Consider the following 16,902-nt stretch of genomic DNA (forward strand, 5'->3'; position numbering starts at 1 on the left):
AGACTCCAGTGGGGATCACACCGCCAGGCGCAGCGGATCGAATGTCAGGTAGCTTGCAATAGGGTCAGGCGACGATTGGCGGGCCACGGCGGCACCGGACGACCGTTGCAGGAAGGCCCGCGTGCGTTCGCTTTGCGGCGAACCGAAGATGCGCGACGGGAGCCCGGATTCCACGATGCGGCCCGCCTCGGTGAAGTACACGGTGTCGCTGACCTCTTCGGCAAAACGCATCTCATGCGTCACCAGCATGCAGGTCAGGCCGTCCTGCACCAGGTCGCGGATCACGGTCAGCACCTCCCCCACCATCTCCGGATCCAGCGCGGACGTCACCTCGTCGAACAGGATCAACTCGGGCTGCAGCGTCAACGCGCGCGCAATGGCCACCCGCTGCTGCTGCCCGCCCGACAGCTCGCCCGGATAGGCGCGTTCCTTGTGGTCCATGCGCACCTTGGCCAGCAACTCGCGCGCACGCGCCTCGGCCTGGGCCCGCGGCTGCCCGCCCACCTTGATGGGCGATATCACCAGGTTTTCCAGCACGCTCAGGTGCGGGAACAGGTTGTATTGCTGGAAGACGAAACCCACGCGCTTGCGCAGCGCGATGAAGTCCGATTCCGTTTTCAGCCCGTCCACTCGTACATCGCCCACCTGGATCGTGCCGCGCTGCGGACGCAGCAGTCCGGTGATGCAGCGCAAGATCGTCGATTTGCCCGACCCGGACGGCCCGATGATGGACACGGCCTGCCCCTGCTTGACCTCGACGTCGATGCCCTTGAGCACCTCGGTGTCGCCAAAAGCCAGGTGGACGTCGCGCAGGCTGACCAGCGGTGAAATATCAATAATGCTCATGGCGTCGTTCCAGATACCGCGTCCAACGCGCGATGGGATAGCAATAGGCGAAGAAAAGCGCCAATAGCGTGAAATAGACCAGGATGGTGAAGTCGCTGCGGGCGACGGTGTTGCTGGCGACAGTGGCCGTGTCGACCAGGTCGTGCACGCCCACCAGCGAGGCGAGCGACGTGCTCATGGTGATGCTGGCCATCAGGTTCATCCAGGACGGCAGCATCCGCCGCACGCACTGCGGCAACACGATCATCCGGAAGATCTGCGTGCGCTTGAACGCCAGCGACTGCGCGGCCTCCCATTGCGCGCTGGGAATCGACTGGATCGCGCCACGGAAGATCTCGGCCACGTTGGCGCTGGCGGGCAACCCCAAACCGATCACGACTTTGATCCAATCCGGAAACGGCAGATACCACCCAGCCAGGTTCACCTCGAACGGGAACACATAGGTCGTGAAATACACCAGCACCAGGATGGGCGCGTTGCGAAACAGCAGCACGTAGGACCGCGTCAGGCGCCGCAGCAGGCGCGACGGCGACAGGGACAGCGCACCCACCACCAGCCCGACCAGGGTGCCCAGCGCCATCGCCAGCACGCTGATCTGGATATTCATCCCCAGCCCGCGCAGCAACGCCGGCGACCAATGCCACAGTGCCTGCACGGCGGCGGGCGTGGTGCCGGTCGCCGCCCACCCGACGCCCAGCGCCACCAGCGCCAGCAACAGCCCGAACCACGGGTCGCGCAGCAAGGCGGGCAGGAAGCGTCCGGAGGCCTGCGCGCGGCCGGCCTGCAATGCAAGATCATTGGCCATAGCCGGGCATCCTCAAACGGTCTTCCAGCCAGCGGCCCGCCACGCTGACCAGCCAGGTCAGCAAGCCAAAATACAGCAGGATCAGCAGCAGCAGCTCCAGCACGTTGTCGCGGTGCGACCAGATCATGATGGACTCATAGGTCACGTCGCCCACCGCGATGGCCGAGGCGATGGCGGTCATCTTCACCAGGTCCACCAGGTTGTTGACCAGTGCCGGCAAGGCAAAGCGCACCGCCAGCGGCAGCTGCACCTGCGTCAGGATCTGCCGCCGCGAGAACGCCAGCGACCGCGCGGCTTCCATCGTCACCTGCGGCACGGCCTCGATCCCTGCGCGCAGGGCTTCCGCATGGAACACGCCCTTGTGCAAGGCCACCACGATCACCACCCACGCAAACGGGGTGATGGGATTGCCGCCGCCCAGCTTCTGCGTGATCAGCATGTTCAGCACCAGGAATGCGCAGTACAGCTGCACCAGCGTGGGCGTGTTGCGGGTAACTTCCACGAAGGCCTGCAAGGGCCGCGCCAGCCACGGCCGGCCGCTGGTCAGCGCCGCCGCGATCAGCACGCCGAACAGCAGGCTGACCGGAATGGTCCACGCGCACAGCTGCAGCGTCACGAGCAGGCCGTGGCCAAACGCCGACAGTTCGCCCGGGTCCTGCACAAAGCTGTAGTTCAGCCCCAGGGGCTTGAAGAACGCCACCCAGGCATGCAACACCGAATCGATCATGCGGCGGCCTCCAGCGTCTGCGGCAGGGCCAACACCGCCACCGCCCGGCCGATGCGTTCCAGCGCCGCGTCGATATTGGCGTCGGACGCGGCGAAGGACAGGCGCAGGTACGGCGACAAGCCGTACGCCGCGCCGCGCACCACTGCCACGCCCTCGGATTCCAGCAGCCAGTCCACCACGTCGCCATCATCTTCGATGCGCCGGCCGTCGGGGCGCGAGGCACCGATCAGCCCGCCCACGCCGATCCAGGCGAAGAACGATCCCTGCGGCGCGTGCACCTGTACGCCGGGCACGGCGGCCAGGCCGTTCACGACCCGTTGGGCACGGCGTTCATAGGCCTTGCGGGCGGTATCGACGAAGCCGTCTGCCGCGCCTTGCAAGGCCGCCAACGCGGCCGCCTGGCCCAGCGAGCTGGGACCGGAAGACACCTGCGACTGCACCGCTTCCAGCGCATGGATCAAGGCCTGCGGGCCGGTGCCCCAGCCAATCCGCCACCCGGTCATGGCATAGGCCTTGGACACGCCGTTGACCACCAGTGTGCGGCCAGCCAGGTCGGGCGCGGCGCGCAACAGGTGCGCGGGCGGCTGGCCGAACCAGATCTCTTCGTACATCTCGTCCCACAGCACCAGCACATGCGGCGCGGCGCGCAGCACCTGCGCCAGCGCCCGCAATTCGTCGGCGGTATAGACCGCGCCGGTCGGGTTGCTGGGCGAGTTCAGGATCAGCCACTTGGTGCGTGGCGTGATCGCCTTGCGCAATGCGTCGGGCGTCAGCTTGAAACCTTCTTCGGCTTGCGTGGCGACGATCACCGGCACGCCGCCGTTGATGCGCACCGCGTCGGGGAACGTCGGCCAGTACGGGGCCGGAACGATGACCTCGTCGCCGTCGTCCAGGGTGGCGTTCAAGGCCAGGTAGATCACTTGCTTGCCGCCATTGGAAATGATGACGTTGGACGCATCGACCTCCAGTCCGTGCCGCTCGCGGTAGCCGTCCGCGACGGCGCGGCGCAATGCCGCCGTGCCCGCGGTGGGGGTGTACTTGGTCTGGCCGCGCTCCAGCGCGGCGCTGGCGGCATTCTTGATCGGGGCCGGGGTATCGAAATCGGGCTCGCCCGAGGTCAGTACGATGATCGAGCGGCCCTCGGCCGCCAGACGCGCGGCGCGGGCGCCGGCCGCGGCAATGGGCGACAGCTCGGCGCTGCGGGCACGGCGGGACAACACACCGGGAAACAGGGTTTCGGTCATGACAGTACCTTTCCGGGATTCATCAGGTTCAACGGGTCCAGCGCCTGCTTGATGCGGCGCATCAGGGCCAGTTCCAGTGGGCTTTTGTAACGGGGCAGCGTGTCGCGCTTGACCTGGCCGATGCCGTGTTCGGCGCTGATCGACCCGCCCTGCGCGTGCGTCTGCGCATGCACGAGGTCGTGGATGCGGTCTTCCAGTTCGAACAGATGGCGCACGGGCCGCAAGGGGTCGTGCGACACGTTGTAGTGCAGGTTGCCGTCGCCCAGATGGCCGAACGCCATCGGCCGCAGCCCCGGGTCCAACGCGCGCAATGCGTCGGCGGCGCCGCGCAGGAATGCGGGCACGCGCGAGATCGGCACCGAGATGTCGTGCTTGACGTTGCCACCATCGCGCGCCTGCGCCAGCCCGATCGCCTCGTCGCGCAGGCGCCAGAAGGCGGCCGACTGCTGCAGGTTGTGCGCGATCACCGCATCCGCCAGCAGGCCGGACTCCAGCGCCTCCTGCCCCAGCCGCAGCAAGGCGGCGCCTGCCCCGTCGGGCGTTTCGGACGCCGCCTCCAGCAAGGCGTACCAGGGCTGGCCCAAGCCCGGCAGCGGCTGGGGCTGTTCGGGCACATGGCTGGCCACCAGGTCCAGCACGGGCTGGCTGATCAATTCAAAACCCGTCAACGCCGCGCCCAGGCGCTGGCGCGCCAACGAAAGAAAGGCCAATGCCGCGTCGATGGATGGAAAGCCGACGAACGCACTGCCCTGCCCGCCCGGCAATGGATACAGCTTGAGCGTGGCCGCGGTGATGACACCCAGCGTGCCCTCGCTGCCGATATACAGGTCCCGCAGCGAATAGCCGGTGTTGTCCTTGCGCAGGCCGCGCAGTCCGTTCCAGATTTCGCCCTCGGCGGTCACGACCTCCAGCCCCAACGTCAGTTCCCGGGTATTGCCGTAGCGCAGCACCTGCGTGCCGCCCGCGTTGGTGGACAGGTTGCCGCCAATGGTGCAACTGCCTTCCGACCCCAGGCTCAGCGGGAACTGGCGGTTGGCCTGGCGCGCGGCCGCTTGCACGGCGGCCAGCACACAGCCAGCCTGGACCGTGATGGTGTCGTTGTCGGTATCCAGCCCCAGCACGCGGTTCAGGCGGCCCAGCGACAGCAGCACGGCCTGCCCGCCCGCGTCGGGCGTGGCGCCGCCCATCAAGCCAGTATTGCCGCCCTGCGGCACGACCGGCACGCCCGCCGCGCGGCACAAGCGCAACACCGCCGCCACTTCCTCGGCATCCGCCGGGCGCGCCACGGCCAGCGCCTGCCCGTGCAGGCGGCCGCGCTGGTCCGTCAGATACGGCGCGGCATCAGCGCCTGTCCACACCCATTCCTGCCCCAGCCTGGCACGCAAGGCGGCCAGCAGGGAATCGGCGACGCCGGCCGTCATGGCTTGGCCTGCGCCTCGGGCGGCGCGCTGTCGAATTTGCCGGTTTGCGCCTGCGCGGTCGCCTGCTTCAGATAGTCCGCCGGCACGCCATAGCGGTCGGCCTCCTTGACCAGCAGGCCCGTCTTCAGCCAGTCCTGGATCACGCCGTCGACAAAGGCGCGCGTATCGGCCTCGTTGCGGCGGGTCCAGATGACCGTCGGCGACGGGATCAACTGGTCGGAGGTAGCCAGTTCAAAGTCGTTCCATTCCTTGCCGTTCGGGCCGTGCAAGGTCTCATACAGCGCCGGCTGGATGTGCACCGACGCGTCGCAGCTGCCGCCCTTGAGCGCCAACAGCGATTCGGGGATGTTGCGCAAGCCCTTGACCACCGCGCCATAGGTATCCTGCAGGGGCTTGGCGAAGTTGCTGCCTTGCGACACGCAGGCCACCTTGCCCTTCAGGTCTTCCCAGCGCTTGATGCCGCTTTGCTTGGACACCATCGCTGCGCCGCCCACCAGGTTATAGGGCGTGGGCGCGTAGCTCAGGATCTCGCTGCGCTCCTGCGTCCACTGGATGTTGGCGATCAACAGGTCGACCTTGCCGGCCTGCAGGAACTGCACGCGTGTGGACGCTGTCACCGGCACGGTCTCCAGCGTCACGCCCAGGCGCTTTGCGATGTCCGCGCCCAGTTCGGTCTGAAACCCGCCGACCTTTCCGGTCGCCGGATCCAGGACGCCGAACGGCGGGCTGGCCCCGTCCACGCCGATCACGATCTTGCCGCGTTGCTTGACCTTGTCCAGCGTGGCGTCCGCCTGCGCGGCATTGCTGGCCAATCCGGTCAGGGCGGCCAAGGCAACGGCGGCGGCCGTCTTCCATCCTGTTGTCTTCATGCTGATGTGCTTCATTTCTGCTTTCCGTTCCTGTCGTGGCCGCGCTCAGCTGCCTTGCTTGTATTTCGCGTTCAGTTCCTGCAGCAGCGGTTGCGCCGGCTCCAGCCCCAAGCGCTTTTCCGTGGCGATCAGCCAGCCCGTGCGGTGCCAGTCCTGCACCACCTTGTCGACGGCGGCGATGGTGTCGGCCTCGCCCTTGCGCGTCCACACGACGGAATTGGCCGGCAGCACCTCGGTGGCGATGGGCGCGTGGTAGTCGGCCCATTCCGGATTGCTGCGCAGCAAGGGGTGGATCAGCGTGGAATCGTGCACGGCCGCCACGCACTGGCCGCCGCGCAATGCCAGCAGCGAATCGGATGAACTCTTGTAGCCCTTGACCACGGCGCCGTAGTCGGCCGACAGGGGCTTGGCGAAGCTGCTGCCTTGCGACACGCAGACGGGCTTGCCTCGCAGGTCTTCCCACTTGGTGATGCCGCTGGTCTTCAGGGTGGCCGCCGCGCCGCCCACCCGGAAGAACGGCGTGGGGGCATAGCCCAGGATCTCGGCGCGTTCCGGATTCAGTTCCATGGACGCGATCAGCAAGTCCACCTTGCCGGAAATCAGGAATTGCGTGCGGGTGGCGGTCTGCACCTGCACCAGCTCCGCCTTTACTCCCAGGCCGCGGGCCAGTTCACGCGCCAGTTCCGGGTTCCAGCCCACCAGCTGCTGCGTGGCGGGGTCCAGCGAACCGAACACGCCGCCATTGGCCAACACGCCGATGGTGACGGTGCCCCGTTCCTTGATCTTGTCCAGGGTGGCGTCGGCGTGGGCGGAGCCGGCGGCCAAAGCCAGCGCCAGCGCGATTGCGGTGCGGGCTGCGCCCGGTATCTTGCGGATTGCCATGTTGTCGTCTTGTCGTATGCAGTGAACGGAGGTCCATGCTGCGTGCCGCAGGCCGGCAAGACAAAGAAGACTTTCAGATATCAATATGCGGGGCGTCGTGTCCCCAGGGGAAGACGCGTCCGCGCATATAACGATATGACACGAAGCCGCGCTACTTCAGCTTCACTTCCGCCGAAGCGATCACGCGCCGGTAGGTCGCGATGTCGTCGCGCACCGTCTGGTCCACGGCTTCGGGCGACGTGGCCGCAATGGTGAACCCCAGGTTTTCCAGCAGCGCCGCAGTCTCGGGTTCACGCAGCACCGCCACCACATCGTGGTTGATGCGGTCCACGATGGCGCGCGGCGTCGAGGCCGGCACCGAGAACCCTTGCCAGCTTTCCACCACGTAGTCCGGCAGTCCGGCCTCCTGGATCGTCGGCACATCCGGCAGCGCCTTGGACCGGTACGGCGTGGTGACGGCCAGGGCCACCAGCTTGCCGTTACGGACGTTCTCGGTGGCCGCGGCCAGCGTGATCAGCATGGCGTCCACGTGCCCGCCCAGCACGTCCAGCGTGGCAGGCCCGCCGCCCGGGTAGGGAATCTGATTGGTCTTGGCGCCGATACGCTCGTTCAGCAGTTCCACTGCCAAATGCTGCAAGCTGCCGGTGCCGCCGGGCAAGGCCAGCGAAATCTCGCCCGGCCGCTGCTTGACCAGCGCCACGAATTCCTGGAAGGTCTTCACGCCCAGCCCTGGCCGCACCACCAGCAATTGCGGATTCACAACCGCCTTGGTCACCCCCTGCAAATCCTTGCCCGGGTCATAGGGCAGCTTGCCCGGCTGCAGGGCGTTCAGCGACAAGGCGTCGCCGCTCAGCAACAAGGCGTAGCCGTCACCCCGCGCGTGCGCAACCGCCGCGTTGCCGATGGCGCTGCTGGCGCCAGGCTGGTTTTCGACCACCACGCTTTGGTGCCATTTCTCGCCCAGCTTCTGCGCCACCGTGCGCGCCAGCTTGTCCGCGCTGCCGCCGGCCGAGACCGGAACGATGATCTTGACCGGCCGGTTCGGATAGCGGTTGGCGTCCTCACCCGGCACGGGCGCCGATCCGGCGAAATTGCTCAACAGCCCTGCACCCAGCACCACGCCCGCCAGCAAGCCCACACCGGTACGCCAGGCCCGCTTGCCGGCCCATTTTTGCTTGATGCTCATGCCACCGCTCCCGTATCCACGCCGAACGCGCTGAACGGCTTGCCCAGCACAGCATTCGAATGTCGGCCATCCACGCCCACGGGCACGTCGCCCTCAAGCGTGATGCGGTACAGCACCCGCTCCACGTCCAGATAGGCGAAATCGCCCGGCCCCTGGTGCGCCGTGGCGCGGTTGTCCCAGAAAGCGATGCTGCCGGGCTCCCAGCGAAAGCGCGCGGTGTACTCGGGGCGGGTGATTTCCTCGAAGAACAGATTCAGCAGGTGGCGGCTTTCCTCTTCATTCACGTCCTTGATGCGGCGCGTGAAGCCCGGGTTCACGAACAGCGCGCGCTCGCCCGTCTCAGGCAACACCCGCACCACGGGATGCTCGGACACCAGCGGACTGGCTTGCACGCGTTGCGCGTAGACGGTCTGGTTGTCGAAATCGCCGTTGTAGCCGCCGAACTGGTGGCGTGCCCACAGCGTGTCTGCCAGCGCGCGCAAGGCGGGCGACAGGTGTTCATAGGCCGCCACCAGGTTGGTGAAAACCGTGTCGCCGCCGTAAGCGGGAACCTGATGCCCGGCGCGCAGAATGGATCCGGCCGGCGGATTGACCACCCCGGTCACGTCCGTATGCCAGCGCTCGCCGCGGCGGCCGGTCTTCGATGTGGACGAGATGGTGCGGATCTGCGGATAGCCTTCAGGCGGATTGGCGTCGTACGGATGCGCCGAAGTCGGCCGCCCGAAATACTGCGCAAACGCCAGATGCTGCGCGTGGTCGATGTGCTGGTCGCGAAAGAAGACCACCTTCCAGCGCAGCAGCGCGGCCTTGATCTGGTCGACCTCGTCGCCGCTCAATGGCCGGGTCAGGTCCACGCCGTGGATCTCTGCGCCAGTGAAGACGGAAAGCGGCCGGATATCCAGCCGCGTGCTTGCTAGCGTGCTCATGTGCTGCCCCTGTCTGTTTGGTAAAACAGGATAGGTGCGGCCCATGCGCTCAACAAATACCGATACGCAATGTGAAAATAGCGCGCGGCGCGTGCCAAGCGTCGAAGCTCATTGCCAGCGCACGTTACTCGATACGGTACAGGCTGCCGAATCCCTCCCCTTGCGCGGGCGTGCTGTCGGTGCAGCCTGGCATTGGCAGGCCCTCTCCCCATCCGGCGGCCAAGACCGCCACGTCACGCACAGGATCGGACGCCTTGGCCCGCTCGTTGCGCATGCGACAAGTTTCAGGATCGGTGGCGAACAGCCCGCGTGCGAAGACTCGACCTTGCTCCGCTAGCTTTGCAGTTTTGGGGCTGCGTACCTTCGCGAACGCCCGAAAGGCCTCATCCAGGCGGCCGCTCGCGCCATCCAGGCACCGGACCAAATGCCACGCATCCTCCAACGCCTGGCAGGCCCCCTGCCCCGACGTCGGCAACGGCGCGTGTGCGGCGTCCCCAACCAGCAGGACATTCGCCCGACTCCATGTATGCAGCGGCTCCAGGTCGTGCACCGCTATCAGCCGGATGGCATTTTCGGGCGTGGCACGGATGATATGCGCGACCGGTTCGGGCCATCCCGCGAACACATCTTCGACCTCCTTGCGTATATCTGCGGTCGGTGTGGCTTCAGATAGTGGCCGAGCCTGGGCTGCAGCCCAATACACCAGTTGGGGTCGAATCGCGACGCAACCAAAGCGCTCGCCCGCCCCCCAGAAATCCTGAATCGAAATATCATCCACCAGCGCATGCTGCCCCTGCGCCACGCCAATCCAGTTCACGAAGCCCTGATAGACAGGCGTGTTGTCACCTGCGACAAACTTGCGAGCCACGGAATTCATGCGACCGTCCGCGCCAATGAGCAGGTCCGGGCGGATGCTCGCACCGTTCTCGAAATGGGCCACAGCCCTGCCATGGGCATCCAGCTCAATATTCACCGCCCGGTGTCCGAACTCCACCGGTATCCTGGCCCGGGCTACATGATCGAGTAAAACCTCCTGCAAGTGCCGGCGTAGCACCGTGTAGGTCGGGTATCCCATCGTCCGGTCCAGCAACGCAATATCGAGGCCGCCCAATGCATTGCCGGTAGCGTCCTGGCGGTGCATGACCAGCGGTCGACCGCCAATGGCGTCGATGTCTTGCAGCAGTCCCAGTTCGTCCAGCACAAAGCTGGCATTGGGCCAAAGCGTCACGCCGGCCCCCATGGTTGCCGGCTCCGCTCGGCGTTCATAGACCCGAGGGTTGTAACCCTGCTTGCGCAAAGCCAATGCCACGCTCAGGCCTGCGATGCCGCCGCCAAGTATTCCAATTTCCAAGGTGAATCCCTCCTGTCCAACCGATGCTCGATGCACGGCTCACCAATTCGCATCGAACAAAATGGCATCTTAAATTCCGCCATGGCAGAGAACTAGCGTGCAAAAATGGGACGATTTCATACCTCAATCGGGATAATCAATGCGCGATGCACTCGATCTGAATACCGTCCGTGTCTACACAGCAGTCGTTGATGAGCAAAGCTTTGCTGGCGCATCGCGTCTTTTGGCTATTCCCTCGTCCAACGTCAGCCGCTACGTTGCCGCACTGGAACGTCAACTCGGCACACGCCTGCTGGAACGAAGCACTCGCCATCTGCGAATGACGGAAGCCGGTCGACTGCTCTATGAACGCGCCAAGCCCTTGCTTGACACCCTGCTCTCCACGCAGGAAGAGCTAGGTGCGGTACAGCGCGACCTTCGTGGTCCTCTGAAAATGTGCATGCCCGGCGAAGCGCCAAGGCTGCTGGCTCCCATCCTCGCCGAATTCTGTAGCCTCCATCCAGGCATCGAGCTGGAATGCGATACCCGGATGACCGGCCTGGAAGTGCTTCGAGAGGACGTTGACCTTTCCATCGTCTTCCACCGGGGCCATCAGGAGGACAGCGCCTTCATCACCCGAGAACTCGCCACGCTGCCCAGCATCGTGGTTGCTGCCCCCTCCCTGCTGGCCACGACCGGCATGCCACGCCACGTGCGCGAACTGAAGTCCCTGCCCTGTATCACTACCCTCAGTGCGCTGAAGGGCCAGCCCTGGCAGTTTCAGGATGCCTCCGGGGATATTGTCAAAGTGCCGGTACGCAGCCGCTACCGCGTCAACAGCGGAGAATTGGCAGTGGCAGGCGCACGCCAAGGCATCGGCTTCGCGATTGTCGCGGCCTATCCCTGCCAGGACGACCTTGCCACGGGCCGATTGCAGGAGGTATCACTGGACCTGTGTCCCGCACCCCTGCAACTGCTGGGGGCATACAGCCATCGTCATTCCGTAACTGCGCGTGTTCGGGCGCTGCTGGATTTGATACAGGTCCGGTTGGCTGGATCGGCGAGCGTGAATAAACCAAATCTCACGCAGTCTTGATGTAAAGGGTGTCGAGTTGCCGCTTTCTATGAACATCGACATCAGGCGCGGCTCTGCGTCAGGAACGCCAGCATGCGGCGCGCCAGTTCGCGTGGCTGCTCTTCGGGCAGATAGTGGCCGCAATCCTCCAGCACGCCGCCTTGGAGGTCTTGCGCCAAGGGCTTCAAGGCCTGGTGCAGATCAGGCGCGCTGCCCCGGTCGCCACCCAGCGCCAGCACCGGCACCGTCAGCGGCGTATCGCGCAGCGCCCGGTTCTGCGCCGCGTCTTCCACCGCCGCCCGGTAGTACCCCAACATGCCCCGCAGGCCGCCCAAGGTTTGATAGACGCGTTCGTACTCGTCGATGTCTGCACGGCTGAAAACCCCGGGCTTGTTGGCAGTCTTGCGCGAAAAGAACCATTCGATCAGGATGCGCTCGCGGCCGGCCAGCAAGGCTTCGGGCAGGTCCGGCACGCTGTTGAACAGGAAATGCCAGCTCTTCCAATTGTCGGGCCCAAGCTCGATGGCAGGCTTCAACGTCACCCCGGGGATGTTGGCGTCCAGCAGCACCACGCGCTCGACCTCGGCGGCGTAGCGCGCCGCATACGGGTACGCGATCCAGGCGCCGATGTCGTGGCCCGCCAGTGCATAGCGCGTCAGGCCCATGGTGTGGAACAAGGCGCGCAGCCGCTCGCCGGCGGTGCGCGTATCGTAGCCATCCAGCGGCTTGTCCGAATCCCCCTGCCCAGGCAGGTCCACCGCGAACACGCGGAAATGCGGGGCCAAAAGCGGCATGACCCGGCGCCACGCGTACCAGCTCTGCGGAAAGCCCGCCAGCAGGATCAGCGCCGGGCCAGCGCCGCCTTCCACCACGTGATAACCCAGGCCGTCCACCGATACCCGCCGATGCTGGAACGTCACGCCGTCCAACGCAAAGGCGTCCGGGCTTGTGAAGGTGCTCATTGTCGGTTGCTCCGTGTCAGTGCAGCGCGCCGCCGCCGACCTTGATGTCCTGGGTTACGGCGAGCGAGGTCGCCACCATGATCTTCACGCCGTGCACCAGCACGTCCAGCGCCAGGCTGGGCGCGCCCGGATGGCGGGTCGCCATTTCCGGCAGATACGGCACGTGCACGAAGCCGCCGCGCAGCGCGGGCCGCTCCGTGGCAATGAAATGGGCCAGGCCGTAGAAGATGGTGTTGCAGTTGTAGGTGCCCGCCGTCAGCGACACCGACGCCGGCACGCCGCCCGCGCGCAGGTCCCGCACGATGGCCTTGATGGGCAGCGACGAGAAATATGCCGCCGGGCCGCCCTCCACCACCGGTTCGTCGATGGGTTGGTGGCCGTCGTTGTCCGGAATGCGCGCATCCACCACGTTGATGGCTACCCGTTCGACGGTCACATCGCTACGCCCACCCGCCTGGCCCAGGCAGATCACCAGGTCCGGCTGCACGTCTTCGATCGCCTGCCGCAGCACACCCACCACCTTGCCGATCACGCAGGGCAGTTGGCGCGCCACCAGGCGGGCGCCGGCCACCTCCTGGCCATCCAGGCGGCGCGCCGCCTCCCAAGACGGGTTCAGCGATTCGCCATCGAAGGGTTCTATTCCGGTGATGAGCACGGTGGGCATGGCAGGTTCCTTTTCTGTATCCATGCCGGCCATGGTAGAAGCGCGCCGTTCAATTGTTGAAATCGATAATTGTTATTCGTACTATTGATGGCATGAATCTATCTGCCGTCGACCTGAACCTGCTGGTCGCCTTCGAAGCCCTGTACGAAACGCGCAACGTGACCCTGGCCGGGCAGCGCATCCACCGCGCCCAGCCTTCGGTCAGCAGCGCGCTCAACCGTTTGCGCCGTGTCTTCAATGACGAGCTTTTCGTGCGCACGGCCGACGGCATGCAGCCCACCGACCACGCCGTGGCGCTGATGCCCGCCATCAGCAGCGCGCTGGACCAGATCCGCCGCGCCCTGGAGCAAGGCGCAGGCTTCGACCCGGCCGCTGCCAAGGGCCGGCGCTTCACGCTGGCTGCCAGCGACTACGCCGACGTCGTGTTGGTGCCGCACATCGTTGCCCGGCTGCGGCGCGAGGCGCCCGCGGCCGATCTCCGCGTGGCCCGGCTGGACCGCGCCACCATCTATGAACAGCTGGACAACGGCAGCGTGGACATCGCCATCGGCGGCCACCTCACGGCGCCCAAGCGCATGCGCGTCACGCCCCTGTATGAAGAATCGTTCGTCTGCATCGCCGACAAACAGCACCCTGGCCTGCGCGGCCGCAAGCTGACCCTGGACCGCTACGTGGCGCTGCCCCACGCGCTGTTCGTACCCAGCGATGACGGCTCGGCCCGCGGCGTAATCGACGCCAGCCTGGCGCGGCTGGGTCGCAAGCGCCGCGTCGCCTGCACATTCGCGCATATCGTCGCCTTGCCGCACGCGGTGGTCGGTACGGACTTGATCGCCACGCTGGCACGCCGGGCGGCGTTGCGATTGGCCGGACATGCCCTCAGCCTGCGGCCCTTGCCGCCTGAAGTGGACCCCGGCCCCTTCGGCATCGACATGGTCAGCAGCCGCCGGGCGCCGGCGGATGCCGCCCTGGCCTGGCTGCAGGGGCTGATCCAGCGCGCGGTCAAAGACCTGACGGATTGACCGCGGCTGGCGAGCGGCCCTGTGGCCTTATTCGACGCCCGAGAAGAACGCGCACTGGCCCGGGTAGCCGGGCCGCGCATCGCAGGCCTTCAGGCATCCGGGTTTACCGCCCGGGAAGCTGGCGGCCACCGACATTCCGAAGCCATACGTCGGCGTCGTCACGTCGAAGCGGCTTTCGCATACCGTCTTCGCGCTGTAGGCGAACGTCATGCCCTCACGCCGGCCATTGATGGCAAACGCGACCTGAAAGCTGTGCATGCTGTTCCACCCCGGCCTTGGCAGCACAACGAAGCGGTAGCGGTTGGCGTCCAGGCGTTCGCCAAAGATCTTCAGCTGCGCGGACGTCGTCCGCGTCGTGGGCGACGGGTACGGCAAGGCCAACAGTGCCCGCGGGTCGCCCAGCACGCCCAGATCGAAGCCCAGGCCCTTCTGGTAGAAAGGCACGTCCAGGCTGGGATAGCCGGCATACTCCACCCGCTTGACCTTCGACCCGAACTCATTCGTCTTGGGTTCGTAGTCGGGCGCCCGCGCAAACGTCACATCAAGCGTCAGCGCCACATCCGCCGGGTTGGCGTCTTCGGACCGGACATGCTTTTCGTACACGTCGGGCGAGCTTGCACACCCGGCAAGCGCCGCGGCACCCGCAAGGGCAAGCCCGCGCAGAACCTGGAACACAGGCGTTCTCATCACGTCATCGCTCCTGCCGGGACTGCACCGGCAGGGGAACCGCCTTCAAGCCCTGCCCCACGAATTGCCAGCCGTCCTTGCCTTCCTGCCATCGAAAATTCCTGTTGATCCATTCGGCCTTCATGTTGGCGTAGAGCCGGCGCTGGTCAATGCGCTTGCCTTCGGCCAGCGCCTTGCGCGCAAGTTCCGAACTGCCGTCCGAAGCGGGCCTGAAGGCGGCGATCTGCATCGCCCTGGTAAACGGCACGCTGGCATACGGGCCTTCGTCCGCTTTGCTCAATCGGATCTCGTTATCCAGCAGCAACGCGCCATGGCGATTGTCTGGCGACACCGACACCAGAAGCGGAATGGAACGCTGATATTCCTTCGGCAATGCGTGCTCAAACCACAGCACCTGTCCCGTGGACGTCACCAGCGCGCGCGACCCCGCGGTGAACAGCAGCAGGTCCTGCCGCCCGGGTTGCGCCAGGCCCATGTCCGGGTCGCGCATATCGACGGTCGGGCTCAGCACGCGCGCAAGCGGCGTGTCGTTCTGCACGGCGATCAGTATCGTACCCACGCCCATGAAATCGTTGGACACCGCCAGCAGCATCGGCTGGCCCTCTTGAGTCGGACCCAGCGCTTTCACGTAGATGAACTCGTAGGCGTTCAACGGCCGGTAGGCCTTGCCGCGATACTTGATCTGCCGCAGCGTGGACGCCGGATAGCCTTCCAGTTCGAAGGCACCGCCAAGCGGCTCGGTCGCCTTCAGGTAAGTGGGTGCGGCGGCGGGCGCGGCCACCTGCGCATGCGCGGCAGCCGGCATCCACAAGGCCAATCCCAGTACGGCGACGGCGCACGCTTGGGCGCGCCGGTTAAGCGTCAGAACGGTTCTACGCAGATGAAGCAAGGCATCCTTGGCGGACAGCGCCGCATGAAAGAGGTGCCCGCATTCTAGGCCAAGCCGGCTCCCCCCGCTGCCTGGCCTATGCGCCTGGCAGCCGCACGATGCAGTCCGAGTTGACCGCCTTTACGTCCACCACGCCCAGCAGCCCCATGTTGCGCCGGACCTCTTCCACGATCAGGCCGATGGCGTGGGCCACGCCGCGCTGCCCCGCCACCGCCGCCGCATAATTGAAAGGCCGGCCCACGAAGACGCAACGCGCGCCCAGCGCCATGGCCTTCAGCACGTCCGACCCACGCCGCACCCCGCTGTCGAGCATCACGTCCATGCCGCCGGCAGCGTCCACCACCGCCGGCAAGGCCTGCAAGGGCGACATGCTGCCGTCCAACTGCCGGCCACCATGGTTCGATACGATCACGCCGTCCATGCCCTGCGCGCGCGCCGTGCGCGCATCGTCGGGATGCAGGATGCCCTTGATCACCATCTGCCCCTTCCAGCGGCGGCGGATGGCCGACACATGCTGCCAGTTCAGATGGCCCCGGTCGGAAAAATCGCGCAGCACATTGGCGGACAGGATCGGCGCGCCGCGCGTCGCGTAGTTGTTCTCGAAGTGCGGCATGCCATGGCGCCACAGCGTGCGCAGGAAGGTGCCGAACAACCAGCGCGGATGCGTCAGCCCCTGCCAGGCCAGGCCCGCGCTGGGCCGCAGCGGCGTCGAAAAGCCCGCGCGTACATTGTTCTCGCGATTGGCGGCCACCGGCGTATCCACCGTCAGCACCAGCGTCGTCACCCCGGCCGCCGCCACCCGGTCGATCAAGGCCGCGATCTGCGCGTCGTCGCCCGGCAGGTAGGCTTGGAACCACGTGCCCGGCGCGGCCTGCATGACTTCCTCCAGCCGGATCAGCGACGATCCGCTCATGATGCACGGCACGTCCGCGTCCGCCGCCGCACGGGCCAACACGATGTCGCCGCGGTAGCTGGACAGGGCCGAAATGCCCATCGGCGCCACGCCGACCGGCGCCGCGTATTCGCGGCCCAACACTGTCGCCCGCGTGCTGCGTTGGGACACATCCACCAGCACCTTGGGCCGGAAACCAAACTGGGCGAACGCCTGCCGGTTGCCGCGCTCGGACTGCCCGTCTTCCACCGCCCCGGACACATAGGCGTAGATCGGCTTGGGCAATCGCCGCTTCGCGGCCGCCTCGAAATCATGCAGGCTGAGCAAATGGCGCAGAGGGTCGGGCATGGCTTGGGGCTCCTCGCGGCGGTCGACCAGCCTGTGCAGGGGCCGCCGCGCTGTTGTCATGGGAATGGCGGATGACTATAGGCGCGGCGCCATTTTGAATAAAGTGACTTTATCGATATTGGTTATTACA

17 protein-coding genes are annotated in these 16,902 nt (G+C 66.1%); 2 read left to right on the forward strand and 15 right to left on the reverse strand.

What is annotated here, in order from left to right:
• Nucleotides 1–15: 15 nt before the first annotated feature.
• The 10 genes from CEY09_RS07265 to CEY09_RS07310 all read right to left on the reverse strand — a co-directional run bounded on the left by CEY09_RS07265 (nucleotide 16) and on the right by CEY09_RS07310 (nucleotide 10,257).
• Entirely contained in the window at nucleotides 16–846 is an 831-nt protein-coding gene (locus CEY09_RS07265; protein ID WP_088588111.1) for an amino acid ABC transporter ATP-binding protein, read from the reverse strand.
• Entirely contained in the window at nucleotides 833–1,651 is an 819-nt protein-coding gene (locus CEY09_RS07270; protein ID WP_088588112.1) for an amino acid ABC transporter permease, read from the reverse strand. The genes CEY09_RS07265 and CEY09_RS07270 overlap by 14 nt, the downstream gene beginning before the upstream one ends.
• The gene (locus tag CEY09_RS07275; RefSeq protein ID WP_088588113.1) at nucleotides 1,641–2,378 is read right to left on the reverse strand and encodes an amino acid ABC transporter permease; all 738 of its coding nucleotides are present in this window, start codon (nucleotides 2,376–2,378) and stop codon (nucleotides 1,641–1,643) included. Before CEY09_RS07275 ends, CEY09_RS07270 begins: the two co-directional genes overlap by 11 nt.
• Complete coding sequence (locus tag CEY09_RS07280) at nucleotides 2,375–3,622, reverse strand: aminotransferase class I/II-fold pyridoxal phosphate-dependent enzyme (RefSeq protein WP_088588114.1); 1,248 nt, start codon at nucleotides 3,620–3,622, stop codon at nucleotides 2,375–2,377. Before CEY09_RS07280 ends, CEY09_RS07275 begins: the two co-directional genes overlap by 4 nt.
• The gene (locus tag CEY09_RS07285) at nucleotides 3,619–5,043 is read right to left on the reverse strand and encodes an FAD-binding oxidoreductase (protein WP_088588115.1); all 1,425 of its coding nucleotides are present in this window, start codon (nucleotides 5,041–5,043) and stop codon (nucleotides 3,619–3,621) included. Before CEY09_RS07285 ends, CEY09_RS07280 begins: the two co-directional genes overlap by 4 nt.
• On the reverse strand, nucleotides 5,040–5,927 hold the full coding sequence (locus CEY09_RS07290) for a transporter substrate-binding domain-containing protein (protein ID WP_175216722.1): 888 nt from the start codon (nucleotides 5,925–5,927) through the stop codon (nucleotides 5,040–5,042). Before CEY09_RS07290 ends, CEY09_RS07285 begins: the two co-directional genes overlap by 4 nt.
• A 30-nt stretch (nucleotides 5,928–5,957) precedes the next feature.
• Nucleotides 5,958–6,794 carry a transporter substrate-binding domain-containing protein gene (locus CEY09_RS07295; protein ID WP_088588116.1) on the reverse strand — a complete coding sequence of 279 codons (837 nt, stop codon included), beginning with the start codon at nucleotides 6,792–6,794 and terminating at the stop codon, nucleotides 5,958–5,960.
• Nucleotides 6,795–6,945: 151 nt separating this feature from the next.
• Complete coding sequence (locus CEY09_RS07300) at nucleotides 6,946–7,980, reverse strand: Bug family tripartite tricarboxylate transporter substrate binding protein (protein WP_088588117.1); 1,035 nt, start codon at nucleotides 7,978–7,980, stop codon at nucleotides 6,946–6,948.
• Nucleotides 7,977–8,906: a TauD/TfdA dioxygenase family protein gene (locus CEY09_RS07305; protein WP_088588118.1), complete on the reverse strand. Its 930-nt coding sequence runs from the start codon at nucleotides 8,904–8,906 to the stop codon at nucleotides 7,977–7,979. The genes CEY09_RS07300 and CEY09_RS07305 overlap by 4 nt, the downstream gene beginning before the upstream one ends.
• A 124-nt stretch (nucleotides 8,907–9,030) precedes the next feature.
• Nucleotides 9,031–10,257 carry an FAD-dependent monooxygenase gene (locus CEY09_RS07310; RefSeq protein WP_088588119.1) on the reverse strand — a complete coding sequence of 409 codons (1,227 nt, stop codon included), beginning with the start codon at nucleotides 10,255–10,257 and terminating at the stop codon, nucleotides 9,031–9,033.
• Between the two features lie 139 nt (nucleotides 10,258–10,396).
• On the opposite strand from CEY09_RS07310, the gene CEY09_RS07315 reads away from it, so the two are divergent.
• A complete protein-coding gene (locus tag CEY09_RS07315) occupies nucleotides 10,397–11,332 on the forward strand; it encodes a LysR family transcriptional regulator (RefSeq protein ID WP_088588120.1) in 936 nt (311 codons plus the stop codon).
• 41 nt (nucleotides 11,333–11,373) lie between these two features.
• Here the strand turns inward: CEY09_RS07315 and CEY09_RS07320 are convergent, their stop codons facing one another.
• Complete coding sequence (locus tag CEY09_RS07320; protein WP_088588121.1) at nucleotides 11,374–12,273, reverse strand: alpha/beta fold hydrolase; 900 nt, start codon at nucleotides 12,271–12,273, stop codon at nucleotides 11,374–11,376.
• A gap of 16 nt (nucleotides 12,274–12,289) precedes the next feature.
• Nucleotides 12,290–12,937, reverse strand: a complete 648-nt coding sequence (pcp, locus tag CEY09_RS07325; RefSeq protein WP_088588531.1) for a pyroglutamyl-peptidase I — start codon at nucleotides 12,935–12,937, stop codon at nucleotides 12,290–12,292.
• A gap of 92 nt (nucleotides 12,938–13,029) precedes the next feature.
• Here pcp and CEY09_RS07330 point away from each other — a divergent pair, with 92 nt between their 5' ends.
• Nucleotides 13,030–13,956 (forward strand): LysR family transcriptional regulator, encoded by a 927-nt coding sequence (locus CEY09_RS07330; RefSeq protein WP_088588122.1) that lies wholly within the window; start codon nucleotides 13,030–13,032, stop codon nucleotides 13,954–13,956.
• A gap of 27 nt (nucleotides 13,957–13,983) precedes the next feature.
• Here the strand turns inward: CEY09_RS07330 and CEY09_RS07335 are convergent, their stop codons facing one another.
• From CEY09_RS07335 to CEY09_RS07345, 3 genes are all read right to left on the reverse strand, one after another.
• On the reverse strand, nucleotides 13,984–14,643 hold the full coding sequence (locus tag CEY09_RS07335; RefSeq protein ID WP_234818262.1) for a hypothetical protein: 660 nt from the start codon (nucleotides 14,641–14,643) through the stop codon (nucleotides 13,984–13,986).
• Nucleotides 14,644–14,647: 4 nt separating this feature from the next.
• Nucleotides 14,648–15,532, reverse strand: coding sequence for a hypothetical protein (locus CEY09_RS07340; protein WP_234818242.1), 885 nt, complete (start codon nucleotides 15,530–15,532; stop codon nucleotides 14,648–14,650).
• A 76-nt stretch (nucleotides 15,533–15,608) separates the two neighbouring features.
• Nucleotides 15,609–16,772 carry an alpha-hydroxy acid oxidase gene (locus CEY09_RS07345; RefSeq protein ID WP_006223090.1) on the reverse strand — a complete coding sequence of 388 codons (1,164 nt, stop codon included), beginning with the start codon at nucleotides 16,770–16,772 and terminating at the stop codon, nucleotides 15,609–15,611.
• Nucleotides 16,773–16,902 lie beyond the last annotated feature (130 nt).

Origin of the sequence: Achromobacter marplatensis (genome assembly GCF_002209535.1) — a bacterium.
Lineage (GTDB): Bacteria > Pseudomonadota > Gammaproteobacteria > Burkholderiales > Burkholderiaceae_B > Achromobacter > Achromobacter marplatensis.